The following is a 19583-nucleotide window of genomic DNA, read 5'->3' on the forward strand; positions in this document are numbered from 1 at the left end:
TGTAGATATCTGGTTGTTTGATACAGCTTCTTGAATACGACATACGTACCAGTTCGTATTTCCTGCCGGCAACTGATCACTCACAGACGTTCGCGATGGGAGTCGGAACGCCAGATTATATGTAACCGAGATGCTCTAGACGGTCCTCGACGTCCGCCTTCGACGGCTTCGCCTGCTCTGTGGCGTCCGCGCGCGGCGTGCTCGTTTCGTTATCAGTGGCAGACGTAAGCGCCCACGGGACCTTCTTGAGGTGGGGGTGTGGTATCCCCTCAGGGTGACCGTACTGTTTCATCTCTCCGAACAGTTCGCCATGGTCAGCTGTGATGGCAACCCGATCCGCGTCTACGTTGTCGAGCAGTCGGCGTATCGAACCGAGAACCAGTCGGAGGTTATCGAGGTAGTTCTCCCAGACGTCCTCCGTAGATAGCTCCCCGCGCTGGATAGCCTCCCACGGGTGGTCCTCTGCATCGGTGATATCCCGTTGTTCCCTGTACGCGGCCGCCACATGCGGTCGATGTGGCTGGTAGTAGTGGAGTATCATCCGCTCGAAGTCGAGGCTCCGTCCGGCCGTGATTGCTTGATCAGTCACGACGTTCGGCGGGATAGTGTCGAAGTGATCCTCGTACCGGTGGTAACGCGAGAACTGTTTCAGGAGCTTGAATTGGCTTCCATCGACCACGTTCCAGTCCGCCCACGTAACCGGTGTGATGTACTTCCGTGGCGGTCGCTTGCCGCCTTCGAAGGTCGGCTGTGTGTGCGGGTTCGTAGAGAGATACACTGTCTCAGATATTTCATCCGCGTGTTCCTCGGTAAATGTCTTACACAACCACTCGTGTGATGAACTCCCCGTGGACCAGACGCTGTCTACCGTATCGATGAACTCGAACTCGGGTGCGACTTCCCGCAGCGCGTCTACCCGGCAAGCGTCCAGTACAATAAGCAGATCCCACTCCCTGTCGTAGACGTTCGTGCCGAGCGGGCGTTGCGTCGTCAGTGAGAAATAAATACCGTTGTAAGCTCCGCCTAAAAAATACCGGAGCCCTGTCTCACCCCCATCAACCTGGCCTCCGGCCAGAGTTCGCAGCCAATCGCGTATATTAGTCTTCATGTCACTGACATCTGGAGAGACTCGTATAGTTATATATCTTCTACCCGGAGCCCTGCGAACCTGTCAATTGACCGCCAGCTACGGAGTATACTGCGTCTTACGACTTCCCAGTCGCGCACACGAAAGCATACTCCAACTGGCTGGCTTCGGCGATGTCGGGCGGCAAGCGAGCCAGTCAGTATCAGATGCATACTTAATGACCGACCCTGCCAGCTATCCTCCATGTACCGTGCGGTCGTAAGCGCGATGAATCATCCGGACCCGTTCAACCCGTACATGGGGCTGTTCAATTTTCGCTCCATCAGGGCACTCAGTAGGAAAGAAACCGAGGTCGATGTCATCACCCCGCGTCCAAGAGCGCCTCCTGTTGGCCCATACTCCGAATTCGGCGAAATCCCGAGCCAGCACGACTACGGCTCCCACGAGGTCCACTACCCCAGATTCCTCTACCTGCTACCACAAAAACTGTTCAAGTACACGCTCTCGTCCCGGTCGTTCGCGGACATGCTTCCTGGGTACATCTCGGCACACTTCAAGACGCCGGACATCTGTCACGCCGGCCACATCCACTACGATGGATACGGGTTAGCAACGTACTGCCGGAGCAACGATCTCCCGCTAACGGTGATGGGCCGCGGGAAGATTCTGAACAACTTCTACGACCTCTCACAGATAAGCCGGAGAAAAATCAGAGAGACCCTCGAGTACGCCGACGGGATTTTCTGCGTCAGCGAGTCACTCGCCCGCATCGCCAACGACATCACCGACACGCCGAAAGCGACCGTGCTCCCGAATGGGGCGGACCCATCGCGGTACCCGACGAACAACGAGCGGGCGATTCGACAGGAGTTGGGAATCGATCGGGACACCACTGTCATTATGTTCTGCGGTGGGTATACCGAGAGGAAAGGCATTAACGAGATATGTGAGGCTCTGGACGACATCCGTAGTGACGACGTGGCCTTCGTTTTCGTCGGCCATTACGGCGACCTCCGCACAGACCTAATCGGCGCACTCAAAGCCTGCCACCACGACAACTACCGGGTGCTCTGGGAAGTCCCGCCGCTCGGTCTCCGCCGATGGTTCGCCGCCGCCGATATTTTCATGCTCCCCAGCCACGCCGAGGGCCGACCGAACACGATCTACGAATCGATGGCCAGTGAGACCGCAGTCGTCGCCTCCGCTGTGTCCGGCATTCCAGAGCAGGTCGAAGACGGTGAGACGGGCCTCCTAATTCCGGCAAAAGACCCTGATTCACTCGCTACCGCTCTGAACAGCCTGATCGACGACCGTGAAAAACGAGAGCGACTGGGTGCAAACGGTAAAGCACGGCTAGTCTCGAAGGGCTGGACGTGGGAAGCACACGGACAACGACTGGCGACCCTCCACGAAGCAATCATCGCCGACGGCAAACTCCCGGCGGGTGAAGTACTGAACTAGCGACCGGTCGCGGCCGCAAAGACGTGTTCGTCGAGGAACTGCTCGTACTCGTCGAACACGGGCTGTGGCGAGAAATCGTCGGCGCGGGACCGCAACCGGTCCGGGTCGGGTGGGTCGGCCAGAGTGTCACAGACCGCGTCGGCCAGTCTGTCCACGTCACCAACAGGCACCAGTGTCCCGAACTCTCCATCCGAGAGGATTTCACGCGGACCGCTCGGACAGTCCGTCGACACGATCGGACAGCCGACCGACAGACACTCTATCAGGACCGTCGGTAGCCCCTCATACTGCGAAGAGAGGAGGAAGGTATCGGCCTTAGCCATATACCGGTATGGATTATCGACATATCCAGGCAGGGATACAACGTCGGAGAGCCCACGCCGCTCGACCGTCGCCATAACGTCGTCCCGGCACTGCCCCTTGCCTGCGATTATCGCGCGTGCGTTCGGGTTTTTATCCACGACTCGCTCGAATGCACCGACCCATCCGTCCAGGTTCTTCTGGCCCGCGTGTCGCCCGACGAACAAGACCACGTCCCGGTCGCTGTCTTCCACCCACCGATGGTCGACCGGTTGACTGGCGCGCTCGCGGATCCGCTCGACATCGACGGGGTTGTGCAGTACGGACACGTCGTCCCTGTCGACGGGCGTTTGCTCGACGAGGCTGTCGGCGACCCCCTCTGAAACGCTGATTATCCGGTCCGATGCGGGATAGAGGCGCGGCACGATTCGTTCGACAATCCGGTCTTTCGATGTCGCTTCGACCTCGTGTCCGAACGCCGAATGTTGGGTCGGGATTACGGTGGTCTCGGCGTCCAGAAGCCTGTTGATGATGAGACAGACGATACTCGGATGTTCGAGGTGGGGGAACAGCGCCGCCGGCTTCTGTCTGTGCAGGTACGAAATGAGAGCTGGAAGATGTGCGGCTACCCCCACCGCCGGCGTCTTGGACGGCGGCAATTCGACGATGGAGACCCGTTCAGAGAGTTCGGATCGGAGCTCACCGTTCGCGCGTGACAGGAGTAGGTCAATGTCGTACCCGCGCTCCGCCAGCCCGTTCATGATTGTGATTGCGACTTGCTCCGCACCGCCGACCGAGAGGTCCGGAATAAAGAACGCCAGCAGCGGTCGGTCACTACCTGTCGCTACCGAACTACTTCGTTCCGCCCGCGTCGGGGCAGCGAATTCATCATCGTCCGAAAGCGTCGGCGCGTCCATTACCGTCGCAGTGCCGTCGGATAGTCTTTGTTAGTCACTGGATTCGTGTCGTGTCGACGCGGATTCGCCAGTCGATCCATGACCTCCCCAACACCATCCCCAAGTAGTCGGTTCGGGTATCCGTTTCGCGTCGACGGAAGCTGGACTGGCAGGCCGATCACACTCGGTGATGCTCAGAGTCCGCTACGGGGAGGCGTTCCGTAAACAGGTTCTGCGACGCCGGCCGCTACACGGGTACCGTCTCGGCGACCCGCCGGCGCAGGAACGCAATCGATTCGTAGGTCCATTTTCCGCCGAGCGAGGGTAGCAGGTGGGGGTAGACAGGGCGGTGCAGTGGGTTGGCGAAGAACGCCAATAAAAAGTACTTACGCGCTTCGCCGTACTCTCCGGCGCGTATCGCCGACCGTGCGAGTGAGCGGCGCATGGACGCGAGGAAGGTCTGTTTGTAGTACCGGCCGTACTCCGCCGCGAGGTCGCCGTGTTTCTCGACGAACAGTGGATAAGCCACATCGCGCTTCTGCTGGAAGTTCGAGGTGATGCTGTCCTCTCGCCCGGTCCGGCGGTAGGTAAGCGGTTCTTCGACCGGCTGGAATTCGCAGGACTTGGCGAGCCGGAAGAACCACTCGCGGTCCTGCCACGCCGGAAACCGCTCATCGGGGAGTCCGGCGTCCGCGATTGCCTCGGTGTCAACCAGCACGGAGGAGAACTGCCCGAAGTTCGACCCCGTAAGCAGGTCGGTGACTATATCCCCCGACGCGGTCGGTGTGGAGACTGTCGTTCCAGCTGGATGCTCTCGTCTGACCCACGTGTAGACGACTCCTGTCCCCGGCGGGGACCGTAAAAAGGTCTCGACCTGCTTTCGGACCTTCGTCTCGTCCCACTGGTCATCATCATCAAGAAACGCGACGTACTCACCGTCTGCTGTCTGAATACCCGTGTTCCGGGCGACGTTTGCACCTCTATTTTTTTCGTGGCGGATGACCGTCATCCGTTCGTCGTTCAAAAACGGCTTCGGCAGCATGGTCGCTACGGGCGTCGGCGAGCCGTCATCAACGACGATGAGTTCGAGCCGCTCGTACTGTTGGTCCAACACGCTATCAATCGCGTCTGGCAAGTCCTCGTCCCGACCGTACGTAGGTATGACCACACTCACGAGCGGAGGCTCGTCGTCGGTGTTCCCTCCCGTCAGCATATATTCTGAGTGCCACTTTGTGTGCTATGACATTTAAGTACAATATCGCTACCGGCTGCGGGGCGTCTCTCGTGATCGGAGGTAAAACGTCGATTCGAGACAGTATCCCTGCAGTGGGCAGAGCGCCCCGATTACAGGATGGATAACACACAGTCAGACGAACTGGTATGTGTTAGTCGGTGTATTATTGACCACGCCGGCAGGTATTCAGAGCCATTACTATTGGTTAGGATATATTAGGTTTTGGTACGCAATCCATGTCGATGAACGAGTGGGTCTCATCCATGTCGGTAGCAGTACCTACACGGAGTCGGTTCCGGTGGTTTCTCGTCTCCTTCGTGACGCTGGGTATCGTCTCGTCGGCCGCCCTCTGGACCGTCGGCATCACCGCCATTCAGATACACCTCGTTGCGATGTTTCTAGCTCTGCTCGTGACTAGCGAGCTGTTCCCTCCTGTGGCCGACGAGCGGTGGTGGCGCTGGCTGCTACTGATTAAACTCGTCGGTTGGCTCGTCACTCTGTACGTCCTCTTTGAGCGCGTCTCCAGCGTAACACAGTAGTCAAGACGGGCGACCTCTGACAATCCTCGACTCCCTTCCGTTCAAGAGTGCACCGAATCAATCGATGACACACTTCATGTAGTGGGTGTTCAGGCGCAAGGCAGTCGTGGCGATGATCCACTTCAGGTCCCAGTCGCCAAGACGCCTGCCAAATAGTTCCCTAGAATTAACATATTCATGTGTGATACGAAACCCGTGGTCTGCGAGGTCGTCTCGGACTTCTGAGGGAGAAAAGTGGTGTAGGTGTGGTCGGTCGACGTATTTCATCCGCTTTCGAACGAACTTTGGGAGCGAAAAGGTGTTAATTTTGAATAGAAACGTCCCGTTTGTCTTCAATACCCTCGAAATTTCGTCTAAAATTGCCGAAGGGCGGATAGCATGATCTATCACATTGAGGCTTGCGACTACATCGAACGAACTATCTTCGAAAGGTAACGATTCACCAGCGGCCTGAACTACGGGTTCGGTGCTGAGTGCCGGGTTCGATAGCTTTCCAAACACCGGGTCGACGCCGACGACTAACTGGACCTCCGATACGGAGTCGGCGACGGAATACGTGAGCCCACCAGTACCGCATCCGACCTCCAGCACCCGCCCGTCCAAGATGTCCCTACTGGAATCGAACTGCTCGTCTATCCACCGCAGCTCCTGGTCTCCCCGCGAAATCTCTTGGTGGAACTCCGTCTCCGCTTGTTGTGCTTCGTGCCAGCGACTTTTTGACACCATGATTTTCACACATATTCTACAAATAACAAAAGTATGAGTGCGTTACTAACCACCACACATCCAACAGTTCAGCGGCCGCTTTTTACCCTGTCGGACCTCGGAATCGTCTCCACTGACTGGGGAAACGGGCCACAGCGGTAGTGGCGACCAGAACAACGTCGTCTTTATCGAGCGTTCCTGTGGCGTCAGCCGCTGGTAACATCGACCCAGATGTGAGTGCGCCGGTACGAGTTCTCGGGCCGCGGGTTCGCACCAACCGGAGCTTCACCACGGTAGAGGAGGTACGACACTCGGACGTTCTCCCCGACCAACGAGGGCGTCATCTCGTGTGGCCGCTCGATTGTCTCGCCCGCCGCGACGCGGGTGCTGAACCGGTCGAGCCGTGCGGTGCTCAAGACGGTACCATTCTCGATTCGCTGTGCGATGACGACGACAGTGTAGTCTAGATCCCGTCCCTCGTGATTGCCGATAGTGACCTGCACCGTCGCCGAACTGCCGAGCGGAATCTGTGACGGGTACTCCGACGCAACGAGTTCTCCGTTGTCGGACTCAGACACTAGCGCGAACTCCGTGAACTGCTCGCCCCGGTCCGCCGACATGGCCGCGTACCCGATTCCGGTCCCGGAGACCAGAAGGCCAAGTACGAGCAGGACGTGCAGCGCCCCGACGCCACCGGACGGTCTCAGGGACGCCCGGGACCGTGCGTCGATCACCCAACCCAGGGGGCTGAAACGCTCCGCCGGTGATACCTCCAGCCGCCGGCCCGCCGCAACAAACGCGAGTAGCACGGTCATGGCCCCGATAGAAAGCTGAAACAGACTGGTGGTCGCGCCGAACGACAGCAGGACTAACCCAAGCCCCACCAGCGGAACCAGACAGACACTGGCCCCGACCGAGAGAACGAACCGCTCACCGGGTGATATTCGCCCTCCCCGGTCCTCAAACAGCCCTGCCTCAGATGCACGGCGTGGGAAAAGGAGAGAAACTAGAGCATACCCCGGCGCGACAAGCACCGCTCCCAGCCCTAGAACAGCCTGCATGGGCGACTGTCCGGCGTATCCTTGAGCAGCGGCGAGGTGCCAGAGGCCGAGGAGTGCGACCAGCAACAGATCGGCCGGGAGTGCATCCGCTTCGATGCCTGCGTCTGCGTCAGTTGCCATTGTCGGCTGGAGAAGGCGGAGTAATAAAATAAAACAGTTACTACTACATGGGCAACCGGTAGTACCACTCTCGAAAGCCTGGTCCGAGAGCCCGCTTACTCCGTCGCCGTGACCGCCTCACCGACAGCGAGTTTCGGAATGGCATCGAGGATCTGGACTGCGGCGTTTCCGTCTCCGAACGGCGTCGTCCAGTCGCCGGCTTTACCACGCATTTGCGCTGCCGCCGCGACGATGCCGCTTGGCTCCCGACCGGCGACGCAGTTCGCACCGACAAACGCCGTCTCGGGCCGTTCAGTCCCATACCGGAGCGTTACACACGGCGTCCCGAGGATGCTCGTCTCCTCCTGAACCCCGCCGGAATCGGTGAACACTACGTCCGCCGTACTCTCCAGACGGAGGAAATCGAAGAATCCCAGCGGCTCGACGAGCCGGACCCGGTCCGGGACCGCGATACCGAATTCTTCGAGGCGGTCCTCCGCCCGGGGGTGTATCGGGTAGATGACCTCCCGGTCTGCTTGAGCGCTCGCCCGAGAGACGCCACTGAGAATTCGCTCGAACGCGTCGCGGTCGTCGACCGTCTCTGCTCGGTGGGCGGTCAGAAGGTCGAACTGCCCCTCTGTGACGCCGAGTTCGCTCAGAATCTGGCTTTCGCTCGCCGCTCTATCGTCGTAAGTCTGGACCGCATCCACGATCGTGTTCCCGGTAACCGTGATGCGGTCCTCCGGAATACCCTCGTTCCGGAGTAGCGCCGCCGTCTCCTCGGTCGGTGGGAAGAGGTGGTCAGAGATGTGGTCGATGATGACCCGGTTGGTTTCCTCGGGCATGTCGTCGTCGAAGCTCCGAAGCCCGGCCTCAACGTGGGCCACATCGATGTCCATCTTGCTCCCTGCAAGTGCACCCGCGAGCGTCGAGTTCGTATCCCCCTGAACGAACACGACTGCCGGTTCGACATCGTGGAGTTCCGCCTCGATACCGGCGAGCATAGCCCCAGTCTGGGCTCCGTGGTCATCGGAGCCGACCTCTAGGTTTGTATCCGGCGGCGACAGCCCGAGCTGTCGGAAGAAGACCGCATCCAGCGAGTCTGAGTAATGCTGCCCGGTGTGGATTACGTGCGTGTCGATGCCGCGCCGGTGACACTCCTGAATTACAGGTGCCAGCTTGATTATTTCTGGACGCGTTCCGAGAACAAAGCCGACGGTGCTTGCAGTCATTGTAGTCCCCGGTTTCGCAGATCGAGCAGCCGATACCGGTCGCATCCAGTCGGTTCCATACCGGTTCCGTGAGCGACCAACAGAATTGTTATAAACTTCCTACGGCGTCGGCTTCGCGCTCCATTGTATTGCCTGTCGGAGACGTGCTTGGCTCAGATTGTCCGGACATCGAATCCGTAGTCGGCCCACCGTTTCGCGTCGATAACGTCGACTGGGTCGACCACGGTCTGTCCAGACATCTTCGAACCGATAGCCACCGGATCAAGGTCGGCGAATTCATCGTGTGCCGCTCCGAATATCACCGCATGAGCGCTGTCGACTGCCGCATCAAGCGATACGAGTTGCAGCCTTGAATCCGTCGCTCGTGGGTCGTGGATAGTAACCGAACTCTCGCCCCACCCGCCGTCCACGGCCGTGCGCGCCTCCGTTGTGACGTCTCCAAGCAGGTTTGCGACCTCCAAGCCAGGGCTGTTCCGGGTATCGCTGACGTTCCCCTTGTACGTAATACCGAGGACGGCTACGGTCTTGCCGTGTAGTGTGCCGACGGCGTCTTCAAGCATTCTGACGACGTGTTCCGGCATCCGGTCGTTGACCTGGCTCGCCACATCGAGTAGTTCTGTCGCACCTGTCCCGTCGCTCAGGAAGTGCGGATCGACAGGGAGACAGTGTCCGCCGACGCCGGGTCCCGGGTTCAGAATATCGACCCGTGGATGGTTGTTCGCGAGACTGATGGCGGACCGCACATCGACGCCGTAGTTCTCGGCCAGTAGTGCGAGCGTGTTCGCGTACGCGATGCTGACGTTCCGCTTCGCGTTCTGTGCGAGTTTCACGAATTCGGCGGTTGTCGGGTCAGCGGCGACGTGGATCTCCCCGCTGGTGAGCGGCTCGTAGAGGGTCTCGATGGCACTGACAGACGCCTCGTCGACGCCGCCGACGATTCGGTCGTTCGTCCGGAGTTCGCTGAGCGTATTCCCAGGCATCACCGTTTCCGGTGTGTATCCTAACTCCACGACGTCTCCGACATCGAGCCCTCCTCGAGAGAGAATCGGAGCAAGGACGCCGGTAGTCGTTCCCGGCGGGACTGTCGATTCAAGAACCACGGTGTCGCCTGGCCTAAGCACGCCCGCCACATTCCGCCCGGCGTCTTTCACGTAGGAGAGGTCCGCTTCGCCGTTCATCTCGTCGTACGGCGTCGGCACACAGATTAGGTGTACATCGGCCGGTTGCGGCTGGCGACTCAGTTCCAAGTTCCCCTCAAGTGCGTCCTGCACGTACGTTTCGAAGTCCGGTTCACTGACTGTCGGTTCGCCCTCGCTGAGACGCTCAAGCACGTCTTCATCGACATCGAAACCGATGACCTCGGTGCCGTTGTTCGCGAAATGTGCCGCCGTCGCGAGCCCGATGTATCCGAGCCCGTGAACGCAGACAGTCACGTTTCCGAGGCCTCCTGTGGTTCCCCGAGTGATTCACCGCGCTGCCCTCGTTCCAGACAGTCGGGTTTGGGTTCGTGTCCCATTGGCCTACGAATGATATACGGTACTCTTTGTTATGCAGAAGTTGTGTGCAGTCAGCGACCACAGGGGCCCGGTAAACCCTGCCTGACGGACAGTGAGGCAAAGGGTAATAGCTGGCCTGCCCTCGCTTCACCGACTACTGGCGGTACAGTTCTAGAGAGTGGAGGATGATTCCAGTGAAGGAGGCGAGGATACCAGTGATGGTGAAGGTAGTGCTCGCCAGCGCGTGCCCGAGCGGGAAGGTCCCACTCTGGAGATAATTAAACATCGTAAGGTACGTGAACACGAACCCGACGAGAACGAAGCAGACGCCGGGGACGCCGAGCAACATAATCGGGTGTTCCCGCTCGACTGTCCGGATGATGTTCCCGACGAGCGTGAGTCCGTGTTCGACCGGACCGAGGTTGTTGGACGCCTCCACGTCGTAATCTATCGTCGTCGGCACCTCTGCGATCTGATAACCGTTCGAGTGGGCGTGATACAGGATATTCGTGCTCGCATCCATCCGATCACCGATTGAGCTGTCCGAAGCCAGCGAGCTTATAGCCGCCTGGCTGTACGCCCGGAAGCCGCTCTGTGTATCACGTATCCGATTGGTCGGCGTGAAGATTCCGAGGCTGAGGTTGGTCATGAAATTGACCGTAAACAGCCCGAACCGCCTGTACAGCGGCATCTCGGTCTCGGCGGATTCATCGAACCGGTTCCCGATGACGATCTCCGCGTCCGATTCCCGCTGTCGTTCGATCAATTCCGGGATGTCGCTCGGGTCGTGTTGGCCGTCGGCATCAAGGACAACCAGATAGTCGGTGTCGCTCCGGTCGGCCTGCTCGAAGATGCTCTTGAGCGCCCCGCCGTACCCAACGTTGTGCTCGTGTTCGTACACCGTCGCACCGGCCGTCTGCGCGGCCTCGACGGTTTTGTCAGTGCTCCCGTCATCAACTACCAGGACGGTATCGGCGAACTCTCTGGCCGACTCAACCACGCTTCCGATCGTTCCCGCTTCGTTGTACGCCGGGATTCCGACCATAACGGTCGGCTCCGGGTCAGTGACCGGTTCGACGCGGGCGTCGATAGTGAACTTCTCGGTACTGTTCAGCGCCTCGCGGCTCGCCGGGAGATTGACCGACCCTTTACCCCCGCCGTGGTACACGAGACCCGGATATCCCGCCTGCTTAGCGTACTGCCGCAGTCGCTCGCGGGGAGCATCGCTTTTGGGCTGACTACCAGACGGGTCGACTACCTCTGCATCAAGCCAGCGGGCGAAAGCGAGCGCCTGCGGGTCAGCATCGACAGCCGCCGTAACGATTGCCTGGTGTGCACGCGAGTGTATGCGGAGGATTTCGGCCGCTATCCACTCGGCGTTTGAATCGGTCGCGACCAGTCCCACTGCGGGCAAGTTCTTCGAAACCTCGCGGATACCGTCGTTCGTGGGCGACTGCTGGACTCTGTCAGACATTTCAGCCCCACTCCCGAACCGCTCTCGATGGCGGTCGTTCGGTGTGGTCGTCCACGAGCTCCGGTACGCGTGTTGGCATCATTGTGTCGGGTAGTGGACTCCGTTGTGCTCCGCTGTGTACGAGTTGACATATTGTTATTCCCAGCTTTCCGAAGGCAGCGCTATTCTACGCCATCCACAGTGAGCAGGTAACAAAGATTACTACTGCTCGGAGCAGGCTGGTGTATCCCCGAAGTAGCCACAACACGACTTAGACTGGTAAACAGCCCCTGGTACACGTTTCACCGTCCTGGACGACGGCCGTATGCGTACGAATAACTTAAACTATGAAAACCACGTCTCCGAACGATATGTCTATGGAAACTGTCAGCGGCCGCCGGGTGCTGGTCACCGGAGGTGGTGGATTCATCGGGAGCCATCTCGCGTCGGCACTGGCTGCGGACAACCATGTGCGAGTTCTCGACGACTTCTCGACTGGACGGCGGGCGAACCTCCCCGACGACGTGACCGTCATCGAGGGCGACGTTCGGGACAGGGCGATGCTTGACACGGCGATGGAGGGCGTCGACATCGTGTTCCACGAGGCGGCGATGGTCAGCGTCCCAGAGTCAATCGAGCAGCCGGTCGACTGCCACGAACTGAACGGTACGGCGACCGTCGACGTGTTCGACTGCGCTCGACAGCAGGACACGCGGGTAGTGTTCGCGTCCAGCGCAGCCGTGTACGGTACCCCCGACGACGTTCCCATCGGAGAAGACGCGCCGACTGAACCAAACAGCCCCTACGGCTTCGAGAAACATCTGGGGGAGCAGTACGCACGGTTTTACACCGAGCAATACGGTCTGCCGACGGTGCCGCTACGGTACTTCAACGTCTACGGTCCGCGCGGTCTCGACGGGGAGTACGCCGGCGTCATTGGCACGTTCGTCCGTCAGGCTCAGGCCGGCGAGTCGCTCACAGTCGAGGGCGACGGGACACAGACGAGGGACTTCGTCCACGTCGACGATGTCGTACGTGCGAATCTGCTCGCAGCTAAGACAGAGGCCGTCGGCCGACCGTTCAACGTCGGAACCGGACGGAGCGTCACGATAAACGAACTCGCCGAAACGGTCCGAGATGTCGTCGGTTCGGACATCGCGATCGAACACGTCCCCGGTCGCACGAACGATATCCAACAGAGCGAAGCGGACCTCGGTGACGCAGGCGAACTGCTCGGGTACGAACCGACGCTCTCCCTCCGCGAAGGTCTGGAAGCGACGCTCGACGCCGAACGAACGTGAGTCACTTTTTTTCGGTCGCACCTGTCTCGCAAGAGCGTCGCGAGAAACCCAGGGCCCCGACCGTTCCCCGAGTGCAATCCCTCGGTAGGAGTTCGCTTACGATATCTTTCCGAGAAGAGGTGGTACCAGCGATGGAATAGCATCCAGCTAGCTACGTATAAGACGAGCCCTAACACGCTCGCATATCCAAACCGGTCCTTCGATCCGACGGGACACACCCACTGCTGTCTGAGAGATCCGATCGATTAGCCGGATATTGGCCTGTTTCGGAGCGAAACTCGGCCGAGAGGCTGCATTCCACAGATTTCGAATCACAGTAATCCTCACTGTCGAGTGGCTATCCGCACACCTGTTTGTATATCTTTAAAATATAGACTTAGGTACCGGATATAGACTAGTATATATTCGTGTTCACACCCATATACGAACTATATCAGCATATCTGGGGTATCGAACACTGTTATCCGCAGTCTCACGTTCGATTACCCGACGTAGAAGGCTCGATGGCAGCAGTGGAGGTGCGGGAAGCAGTGGAACTCGCGTCTGAGCCAGACTTTTATCGATCCCCATGAAAGCGGTCATATGATTTGCAACCGGGCCGCACTGGCTGCCAGCGATGCACACGAGATCGCACTCGATTGTATCGAAGCCGCCGTGGACGCAGCCGCGCCTGCGGCCGCCACTAAATCGGCCGTCGGCCGCGATAGCCAGACACTGACGATCGGCGGGACGACCTATGATCTTGACGAGTACAGCGAGGTCGTCGTCGTCGGCGGCGGGAAAGCCGCGGGCGGTGTGACACGGGCGCTCGAATCCATTCTCGGAGATACACTCAGCGGCGGCCACGTAGTTGTTACGCAGGCTATCGACACCGAAACCGTCCGGAGTTCTGTCGGAGACCACCCATTACCGTCGGACCGTAACGTTGCGGCGACGACCAAAATGTTAAAAAAGGTTGGCGAAGCCGACGAGGACACGCTCGTCCTGTTTGTTCTGACTGGTGGAGCCAGTGCGCTGCTATCGGCTCCGGCCGGGGACCTGACACTGGACGACCTCCAGACAACGACCGACAGACTTCTCAGCGGCGGCGTCCCGATAGCGGAGATCAACGCGGTCCGGAAGCACCTCTCAGACCTGAAAGGTGGGCAAATAGCACGGCTCGCGGCTCCCGCCACCGTCGACGGAGTACTGATCAGCGACGTTGTGGGAAACGACCTCTCAACCATCGGTAGCGGTCCGTCAGTGCCGGACGAAACCACGTACGGAGACGCGCTTGATGTGTTCGAACGATACGACCTTACGCCGCCGCCAGCCGTTCACGACCATCTCGAAGCGGGGCAGGATGGTCGACTATCGGAGACACCGTTTCCCGATGATTCGGTCTTTGACCGTGTTACGAACCACCTCATCGGGGACAACGCAACCGCGCTTGACGCCGCCGCTGCTGTCGCACGGGAGACCGGCTACGAGCCGCTCGTACTCACGTCTCGGCTGCGCGGCGAAGCCCGCGAGGTAGCGAAACCACTCGTCGCTATCGCCGAGGAGGCTACAGCGACGGGAACGCCAGTCGAACCACCAGCCGTGCTCCTTGCCGGTGGCGAGTCGACCGTCACCGTAACCGAGAAGCGCGGTCAGGGCGGCCCAAATCAGGAATTTGTTCTCTCCGGCGCACTGGCCCACGACGGCGACGCAGTCATCGCTGCCGTCGATACTGACGGGGAAGACGGGAGCTCCGACGCAGCCGGAGCTATCGCTACTGCGAACATCATCGACGACCGCAAACGAGCCCGCGATGCACTGCTTGCAAACGATGCCGGCTCGTACCTCTCTGAAATCGGGGCGACAGTCGAAACCGGACCGACCGGAACGAACGTCAACGACGTGGTCGTACTCGTTATTCCAGACCCAAGCGAATGATCCCGGCTACCGATACACGGTGGCTATTCTCAGGTGATACTACCGGACTGCCGCATCACGATCGAGGTGGTAGCTACCGTTCGACCCGTGGATCACGTTTATCAACGGACAGGCTGATAGGCCGGGTATGAACACACCCGATCAACAGATCGCGGCGGAAGCCCTCTCCGTCCCGGAAGAAACGATCATCGATGCCTGTGGCGACCCACCACTCCCAGAACTCGGCATCATCGAACAGAACTGGGAGACGGACCCGATTGCACCCGATGCCGTCGCAACACACGCAGCCCGTGCGGTCGAATCACTGTCATTTGCCGACGTGCCTGCCGGCGGCGAGGTCGCGCTCGGAGTCGGAAGTCGCGGTATCGCGAACTTGCCCACTATCGTCGCCGGCGTCGTGGAAGCAGTGTCTGACGCCGGCTACGAGCCGTTCGTCTTCCCGGCGATGGGAAGCCACGGTGGCGCTACCGGCGAGGGCCAGCGAACGATGCTGAACGAACTGGGCGTGACTGAGTCGGCAATCGGCTGCGAAATCCGGTCGACGATGGACGTGGTTGAGGTCGGACGAACACCCAACCGGGACGTGCCGGTCGTCGCCGACGACACCGCTGTGGCGGCAGATGCAATCATCCCCATCAACCGCGTCAAGCCACACACGGACTTCGACGGACCCGTCGAAAGCGGGCTCTCGAAGATGCTCGTCATCGGCATGGGCAAGCAACGCGGCGCACAGATCGCCCACAAGTGGGCCGTCGACTGGTCGTTCCGACGGATGATTCCAGAGATTACTGGCCAGTTGCTCGACGAATTGCCCATCGTCGGCGGCGTCGCAATCGTCGAGGACCAACACGACGAGACGACGCTGATAGAGGGCGTTCCGCCAAGTGGCTTCCTCGATCGTGAAGAGGAGCTGTTAGAGACCGCCTACGAACTGATGCCCAAGCTCCCGTTCGACGATCTCGATCTCGTGATGTTCGACCGCCAGGGCAAGGAGATAAGCGGTCAGGGACTCGATACCAACGTTATCGGTCGCCGACCGTTCTCGATAAACGAGCCGGCTCCCGAGACGCCGGACATCAAGCGCATCTTCACACGCGGGCTGACGGAGAAGACCCACGGGAACGCGATGGGCGTCGGCTCCGCGGATGTCGTCCACGAAGATGTCGTCGCAGAACTCGACGCGCAAACGTCGCTTATCAATGCGCTCACCGCAAGCACGATTCGCGGGGTGAAACTACCGCCAGTGGTCGAAACTGACCGTGCCGGCATCGTCGCCGCGCTGTCGACGATAGGGGTCGTCGATACCGACACCGTTCGCATGCTCCGTGCAGCCGACACGATGCATCTCCACCAACTCTACGCGTCGCCGGCGCTGGTCGAGGCCGCACGCGAACGCGACGACCTCCGTGTGGTCGAAGAGCCGTCGCCGATCGAGTTTGATAACGGACAGCTCGTCGCACCGACGCTCCGCGAGTAGCTGTCGATACCGGAGCTGTACTGCAGAGCGTGGACCTGACAAGCCATAGTGCGTCGTCGAGACACTCACGTGGTGTCTCAGACCGCGAAGTCTAAGCGATACACACCCGACACACGGAAGGATATAAACACGGGGTAAATAACGGGCGTACATGCGTTAGGTATCGTGGTGACCGAGCGCACGCAAATCGCAAGCCGAAGCGGCCGTTACGTCGCCAGTAGCTCGATCGGATGACGGGGCTGTCGTTCCAGCAGGGCGTCGATCTGTTCAAGACAGGAAGTGCCGCTAGCGACGACGGGGCGGTCCTGCACACCGTCGTCGCGTAACTGCGCCCGGAGCCGGTCGCCGACATCCATGCTCAGTTCGTAGTAGTCGGACTTGTACCCGAAGCTCCCGGCCATGCCGCAACACTCCACGTCGGACGTGACCACGTCGTAGCCACAGTCTTCGAGGACAGCGACAGTGTGGGCTTCGAGCCCGAGCGTCCGCTGCTGGCAGTGGCTGTGGTAGGCGATTTCGGCCCCCTTGACAGTCGAGAGTGAATCGATGGAGGCTCCGTTATCGAGGAGTCCGTAGACGTACTCGAACACCTCGTAGCTGTTCTCCGCGATGTCCGTGAACGCCGCCTCGTCGATGAGCCGCTCGTACTCGCGCGTGAACATCGCGTGGTCGCTCGGTTCGATAACGACCACGTCGCGACCGTCTTCAATGTGGGGGCCGAGCGTCTCCGTGACTCGTTCCGCATGGTCAGTCGCCGTCGCGATCATCCCCTGGGATAGCGGCGCGCGGCCGCTGGATGGTGCCGGTGGAACAACCACGTCGACACCCAGCGATTCGAGTACCTTCACAGCGGCTTTGCCGCGCTCGACCTGTACGTGGTTCGTGTACAGGTCCGGATACAGTACCGCTCGGCGTTCGGGTTCGGCCACCTGCGAGTCGCGGGAAGCGGCCCAGTCGACGAGCGTTTCCCGCTCGAACGTCGGGAGGTCCCGACGCGGGTCGATGCCCAGAATCCGGTCCATAGCTCGGCGGGAGAGCGTCGTCCCGGCGAGCCAGTTCGACACCGGTGCGGTGGCGCTGCCGAGTTTTGCGACGGTCTCGAAGTTGCCGAAGAACCGCTTTTGCAGTGGCGCACCGTCGTCCTCCTCGTCGGGCGTGAGTCCATCGACGAGCCACTCTCCGGGGGTATCCTTCTCGCGGTTGATCCGATCCCGGACGACGGTGTTGATCCAGGGGATGTCGATACCGACCGGACAGGCATTCACACACCGCGTACACCCGGTACAGAGGTCGTTGAACTCCTCGGCCACGTCCAGCCCCTCGATGCCGGCTTCCCACCCGGTCGCAATGCCACCTGAATACGTTTCGCCGCCGAAGGCGTGGCCGCCGACGCTCTGGAAGTTTGCACACGAGTTCGAACAGGCGGAACACCGGATGCAGTACAGCGTCTCCCGGAGGTGATCGTCGTCCCGCATTTCCAGTCGCCCGTTGTCGATGAGTACGAGGTGGAAATCACGGTCGGATTCGAACGCCGACAGCGGCGTCTCGTCGTCGGTGAAATCGACGACCGGTGTGTCGACTGGTGGGGTCAACAGCGAGACGTACGACGTGATGTCCTGACCGGTGCCCGACCGACCGATGAGTTCGATGAACGGGTGGAGGTCTCCAACCGTCGGGATTACCTTTTCCACGCCGGCCACGGCGACGTGCGTGTCCGTCGCGGCCACCGTCTTGCGGGCATTCCCCTCGCTAGTGACCAGCGCCATCGTCCCGGTATCAGCCGTAATGAAGTTCGAACCGGTAATGCCGACTTCCGCGTCGATGATCTGCTCGCCCAGCTTTTTCCGGGCGAAGCGGGTCAGTTCCTCGGCAGTCTCCAGCGGTTCCTCGGGGTCGAATCGCTCGTTGAACAGCTCCGCGATACTCTCGCGTGACTTGTGGATCGCCGGGGCGACGATGTGGGAGGGGGCTTCGTCAGCGACCTGCAACACCCACTCGCCCAAGTCCGTCTCGACCACGTCCACGCCGTCAGCTTCGAGCGCGTCGTTGACTTCGATCTCCTCGCTGGTCATCGACTTGCTTTTGACGACCCGGTCAGCCGCTCGCTCGTCGACGACGTTGCGGATGTAGTCGTTCGCGTCGGCGGCGTCGTCGGCGATGTACACCGTTCCCCCGTTCGCTTCGACTGTGTCCGTCAGCTGATCGAGAAGATCTGGAAGTTCCTCGATGGCGTCCTCCTTGATACTCCGGGCCGCTTGCTTGAGTTCCTCGTAGTCTTTCAGGTCCGCGACAGAGTCGTAGCGCCCGGCGTTGAACCCCTGCGTGTTCTCCGCGACTGCCGCACCCTCGGTCCGCATCAGCTCGCGGATTTCGTCGGCGGTTGCCATTGTCACACACTCTCCTCCACGACGATGACGTGGACTTCTCTGGGTCCGTGTGCGCCCTTGACGAGTGCGCCCATATCGGCTGTGGCACTCGGTCCTGTGGCGATAATCGCACTCCCACCGGTTTCGTTGAACCGTTCGTCCAGTTCTGCCACTGCCGCGTCCATATCGGGCTGGATGTCTTCCTCGTGAAGAATGGCGACATGACGCTCGACAAACAGGCTCACGAGTTCGCTGGCCGCTTCAGTCATCGAGAGGACGAGCGAACCGTAGTCGCCGATACCGAGTTCAGCACCGGTTACGCCAGTGGTCGCCTCGCGAAGCGCGACCGGGGTGGGGTCGACCGTGACAGGCGTCTCCGTGAGCGAAAACGCCTCGTCCCCGACCGTTTCGTCGAGCGCGATCCCGACTGCAGGCTCCGTGACTGCCTCCGTAACAGCAGCTTCGAGTTCGGACTCGGCAGTGCTGGAAACTGTCACACCCAATGCTTCGAGAGCGCCCTCGAACGACGCGCGTTTGCTTTCCATCTATACGCGAACCGAAAACCTACATCATCATTTAGTTTTTGTCTGAAACGGACGTAAGTCCGACAAACCCGGTGGACTGTCGCGTACACCAGCTATTCTGGGTATTGCTTTACCAGATTAGCAGATAGTTACTGCACTTACTTATACTGCCATTCACACGGTGTGACAGATTAGTAGAATGATACTGCAGATGGTCTTAACAGGGGTGGCGTCGATGAACTTGACACCTATCACTACCAGTGAGTAGAGATCCGTCACTCAATATATCCAAACATCGGTACTCTCCGACGATATCGCTCATAAATAGAGGTATCTATCGTAGATACAATATCATATAGCGCGTCAGTCGCGGTATAGCAGCTTCAACGGTGCGCAGTTGTCTTCGAATCGAGCAATACCCGGGAGGCAAGGGGT

At 59.9% G+C, this 19583-nt stretch carries 15 protein-coding genes; 5 read left to right on the top strand and 10 right to left on the bottom strand.

Annotated elements, in window-relative coordinates; genetic code table 11:
- Positions 1–115 precede the first annotated feature (115 nt).
- Positions 116–1108 (bottom strand): hypothetical protein, encoded by a 993-nt coding sequence (locus C443_RS01355; RefSeq protein ID WP_005533065.1) that lies wholly within the window; start codon positions 1106–1108, stop codon positions 116–118.
- Between the two features lie 222 nt (positions 1109–1330).
- Here C443_RS01355 and C443_RS01360 point away from each other — a divergent pair, with 222 nt between their 5' ends.
- On the top strand, positions 1331–2548 hold the full coding sequence (locus C443_RS01360) for a glycosyltransferase family 4 protein (protein ID WP_005533066.1): 1218 nt from the start codon (positions 1331–1333) through the stop codon (positions 2546–2548).
- On the opposite strand, the gene C443_RS01365 is transcribed toward C443_RS01360, so the two are convergent.
- The gene (locus tag C443_RS01365) at positions 2545–3765 is read right to left on the bottom strand and encodes a glycosyltransferase (protein WP_005533067.1); all 1221 of its coding nucleotides are present in this window, start codon (positions 3763–3765) and stop codon (positions 2545–2547) included. The two genes, C443_RS01360 and C443_RS01365, sit on opposite strands and share 4 nt — an antisense overlap.
- 226 nt (positions 3766–3991) lie before the next feature.
- Positions 3992–4957, bottom strand: a complete 966-nt coding sequence (locus C443_RS01370) for a glycosyltransferase family 2 protein (RefSeq protein WP_005533068.1) — start codon at positions 4955–4957, stop codon at positions 3992–3994.
- 263 nt (positions 4958–5220) lie between these two features.
- Between C443_RS01370 and C443_RS01375 the strand changes: the two genes are divergently transcribed.
- Positions 5221–5517 carry a hypothetical protein gene (locus tag C443_RS01375; protein ID WP_311241339.1) on the top strand — a complete coding sequence of 99 codons (297 nt, stop codon included), beginning with the start codon at positions 5221–5223 and terminating at the stop codon, positions 5515–5517.
- A 57-nt stretch (positions 5518–5574) separates the two neighbouring features.
- Here the strand turns inward: C443_RS01375 and C443_RS01380 are convergent, their stop codons facing one another.
- From C443_RS01380 to C443_RS01400, 5 genes are all read right to left on the bottom strand, one after another.
- On the bottom strand, positions 5575–6243 hold the full coding sequence (locus tag C443_RS01380) for a class I SAM-dependent methyltransferase (RefSeq protein ID WP_005533072.1): 669 nt from the start codon (positions 6241–6243) through the stop codon (positions 5575–5577).
- Positions 6244–6428: 185 nt separating this feature from the next.
- Complete coding sequence (locus C443_RS01385) at positions 6429–7403, bottom strand: DUF1616 domain-containing protein (RefSeq protein ID WP_005533073.1); 975 nt, start codon at positions 7401–7403, stop codon at positions 6429–6431.
- A 95-nt stretch (positions 7404–7498) separates the two neighbouring features.
- A complete protein-coding gene (gene wecB / locus C443_RS01390; RefSeq protein WP_005533075.1) occupies positions 7499–8614 on the bottom strand; it encodes a non-hydrolyzing UDP-N-acetylglucosamine 2-epimerase in 1116 nt (371 codons plus the stop codon).
- Between the two features lie 152 nt (positions 8615–8766).
- Complete coding sequence (locus C443_RS01395; RefSeq protein ID WP_005533077.1) at positions 8767–10047, bottom strand: nucleotide sugar dehydrogenase; 1281 nt, start codon at positions 10045–10047, stop codon at positions 8767–8769.
- A 217-nt stretch (positions 10048–10264) separates the two neighbouring features.
- Positions 10265–11584, bottom strand: coding sequence for a glycosyltransferase family 2 protein (locus C443_RS01400; RefSeq protein ID WP_005533079.1), 1320 nt, complete (start codon positions 11582–11584; stop codon positions 10265–10267).
- A gap of 350 nt (positions 11585–11934) precedes the next feature.
- Between C443_RS01400 and C443_RS01405 the strand changes: the two genes are divergently transcribed.
- The 3 genes from C443_RS01405 to C443_RS01415 all read left to right on the top strand — a co-directional run bounded on the left by C443_RS01405 (position 11935) and on the right by C443_RS01415 (position 16258).
- Positions 11935–12864: an NAD-dependent epimerase/dehydratase family protein gene (locus tag C443_RS01405; RefSeq protein ID WP_049943840.1), complete on the top strand. Its 930-nt coding sequence runs from the start codon at positions 11935–11937 to the stop codon at positions 12862–12864.
- A gap of 582 nt (positions 12865–13446) precedes the next feature.
- Positions 13447–14781 (top strand): glycerate kinase type-2 family protein, encoded by a 1335-nt coding sequence (locus C443_RS01410; protein ID WP_005533083.1) that lies wholly within the window; start codon positions 13447–13449, stop codon positions 14779–14781.
- A gap of 127 nt (positions 14782–14908) precedes the next feature.
- Entirely contained in the window at positions 14909–16258 is a 1350-nt protein-coding gene (locus C443_RS01415) for a DUF362 domain-containing protein (RefSeq protein ID WP_005533084.1), read from the top strand.
- A 206-nt stretch (positions 16259–16464) separates the two neighbouring features.
- Here the strand turns inward: C443_RS01415 and C443_RS01420 are convergent, their stop codons facing one another.
- Complete coding sequence (locus tag C443_RS01420) at positions 16465–18645, bottom strand: LUD domain-containing protein (RefSeq protein ID WP_005533086.1); 2181 nt, start codon at positions 18643–18645, stop codon at positions 16465–16467.
- 2 nt (positions 18646–18647) lie between these two features.
- The gene (locus C443_RS01425; RefSeq protein WP_005533087.1) at positions 18648–19169 is read right to left on the bottom strand and encodes an LUD domain-containing protein; all 522 of its coding nucleotides are present in this window, start codon (positions 19167–19169) and stop codon (positions 18648–18650) included.
- Between the last annotated feature and the right edge of the window lie 414 nt (positions 19170–19583).

Source organism: Haloarcula argentinensis DSM 12282 (assembly GCA_000336895.1).
In the GTDB taxonomy this organism is placed as follows: Archaea; Halobacteriota; Halobacteria; order Halobacteriales; family Haloarculaceae; genus Haloarcula; species Haloarcula argentinensis.

Bases quoted from the DNA above. Each gene is read 5' to 3' on its own strand.
- C443_RS01355 (WP_005533065.1), bottom strand. From the start codon at position 1,108: ATGAAGACTAATATACGCGATTGGCTGCGAACTCTGGCCGGAGGCCAG.
- C443_RS01360 (WP_005533066.1), top strand. From the start codon at position 1,331: ATGTACCGTGCGGTCGTAAGCGCGATGAATCATCCGGACCCGTTCAAC.
- C443_RS01365 (WP_005533067.1), bottom strand. From the start codon at position 3,765: ATGGACGCGCCGACGCTTTCGGACGATGATGAATTCGCTGCCCCGACG.
- C443_RS01370 (WP_005533068.1), bottom strand. From the start codon at position 4,957: ATGCTGACGGGAGGGAACACCGACGACGAGCCTCCGCTCGTGAGTGTG.
- C443_RS01375 (WP_311241339.1), top strand. From the start codon at position 5,221: ATGAACGAGTGGGTCTCATCCATGTCGGTAGCAGTACCTACACGGAGT.
- C443_RS01380 (WP_005533072.1), bottom strand. From the start codon at position 6,243: ATGGTGTCAAAAAGTCGCTGGCACGAAGCACAACAAGCGGAGACGGAG.
- C443_RS01385 (WP_005533073.1), bottom strand. From the start codon at position 7,403: ATGGCAACTGACGCAGACGCAGGCATCGAAGCGGATGCACTCCCGGCC.
- wecB (WP_005533075.1), bottom strand. From the start codon at position 8,614: ATGACTGCAAGCACCGTCGGCTTTGTTCTCGGAACGCGTCCAGAAATA.
- C443_RS01400 (WP_005533079.1), bottom strand. From the start codon at position 11,584: ATGTCTGACAGAGTCCAGCAGTCGCCCACGAACGACGGTATCCGCGAG.
- C443_RS01405 (WP_049943840.1), top strand. From the start codon at position 11,935: ATGTCTATGGAAACTGTCAGCGGCCGCCGGGTGCTGGTCACCGGAGGT.
- C443_RS01410 (WP_005533083.1), top strand. From the start codon at position 13,447: ATGATTTGCAACCGGGCCGCACTGGCTGCCAGCGATGCACACGAGATC.
- C443_RS01415 (WP_005533084.1), top strand. From the start codon at position 14,909: ATGAACACACCCGATCAACAGATCGCGGCGGAAGCCCTCTCCGTCCCG.
- C443_RS01420 (WP_005533086.1), bottom strand. From the start codon at position 18,645: ATGGCAACCGCCGACGAAATCCGCGAGCTGATGCGGACCGAGGGTGCG.
- C443_RS01425 (WP_005533087.1), bottom strand. From the start codon at position 19,169: ATGGAAAGCAAACGCGCGTCGTTCGAGGGCGCTCTCGAAGCATTGGGT.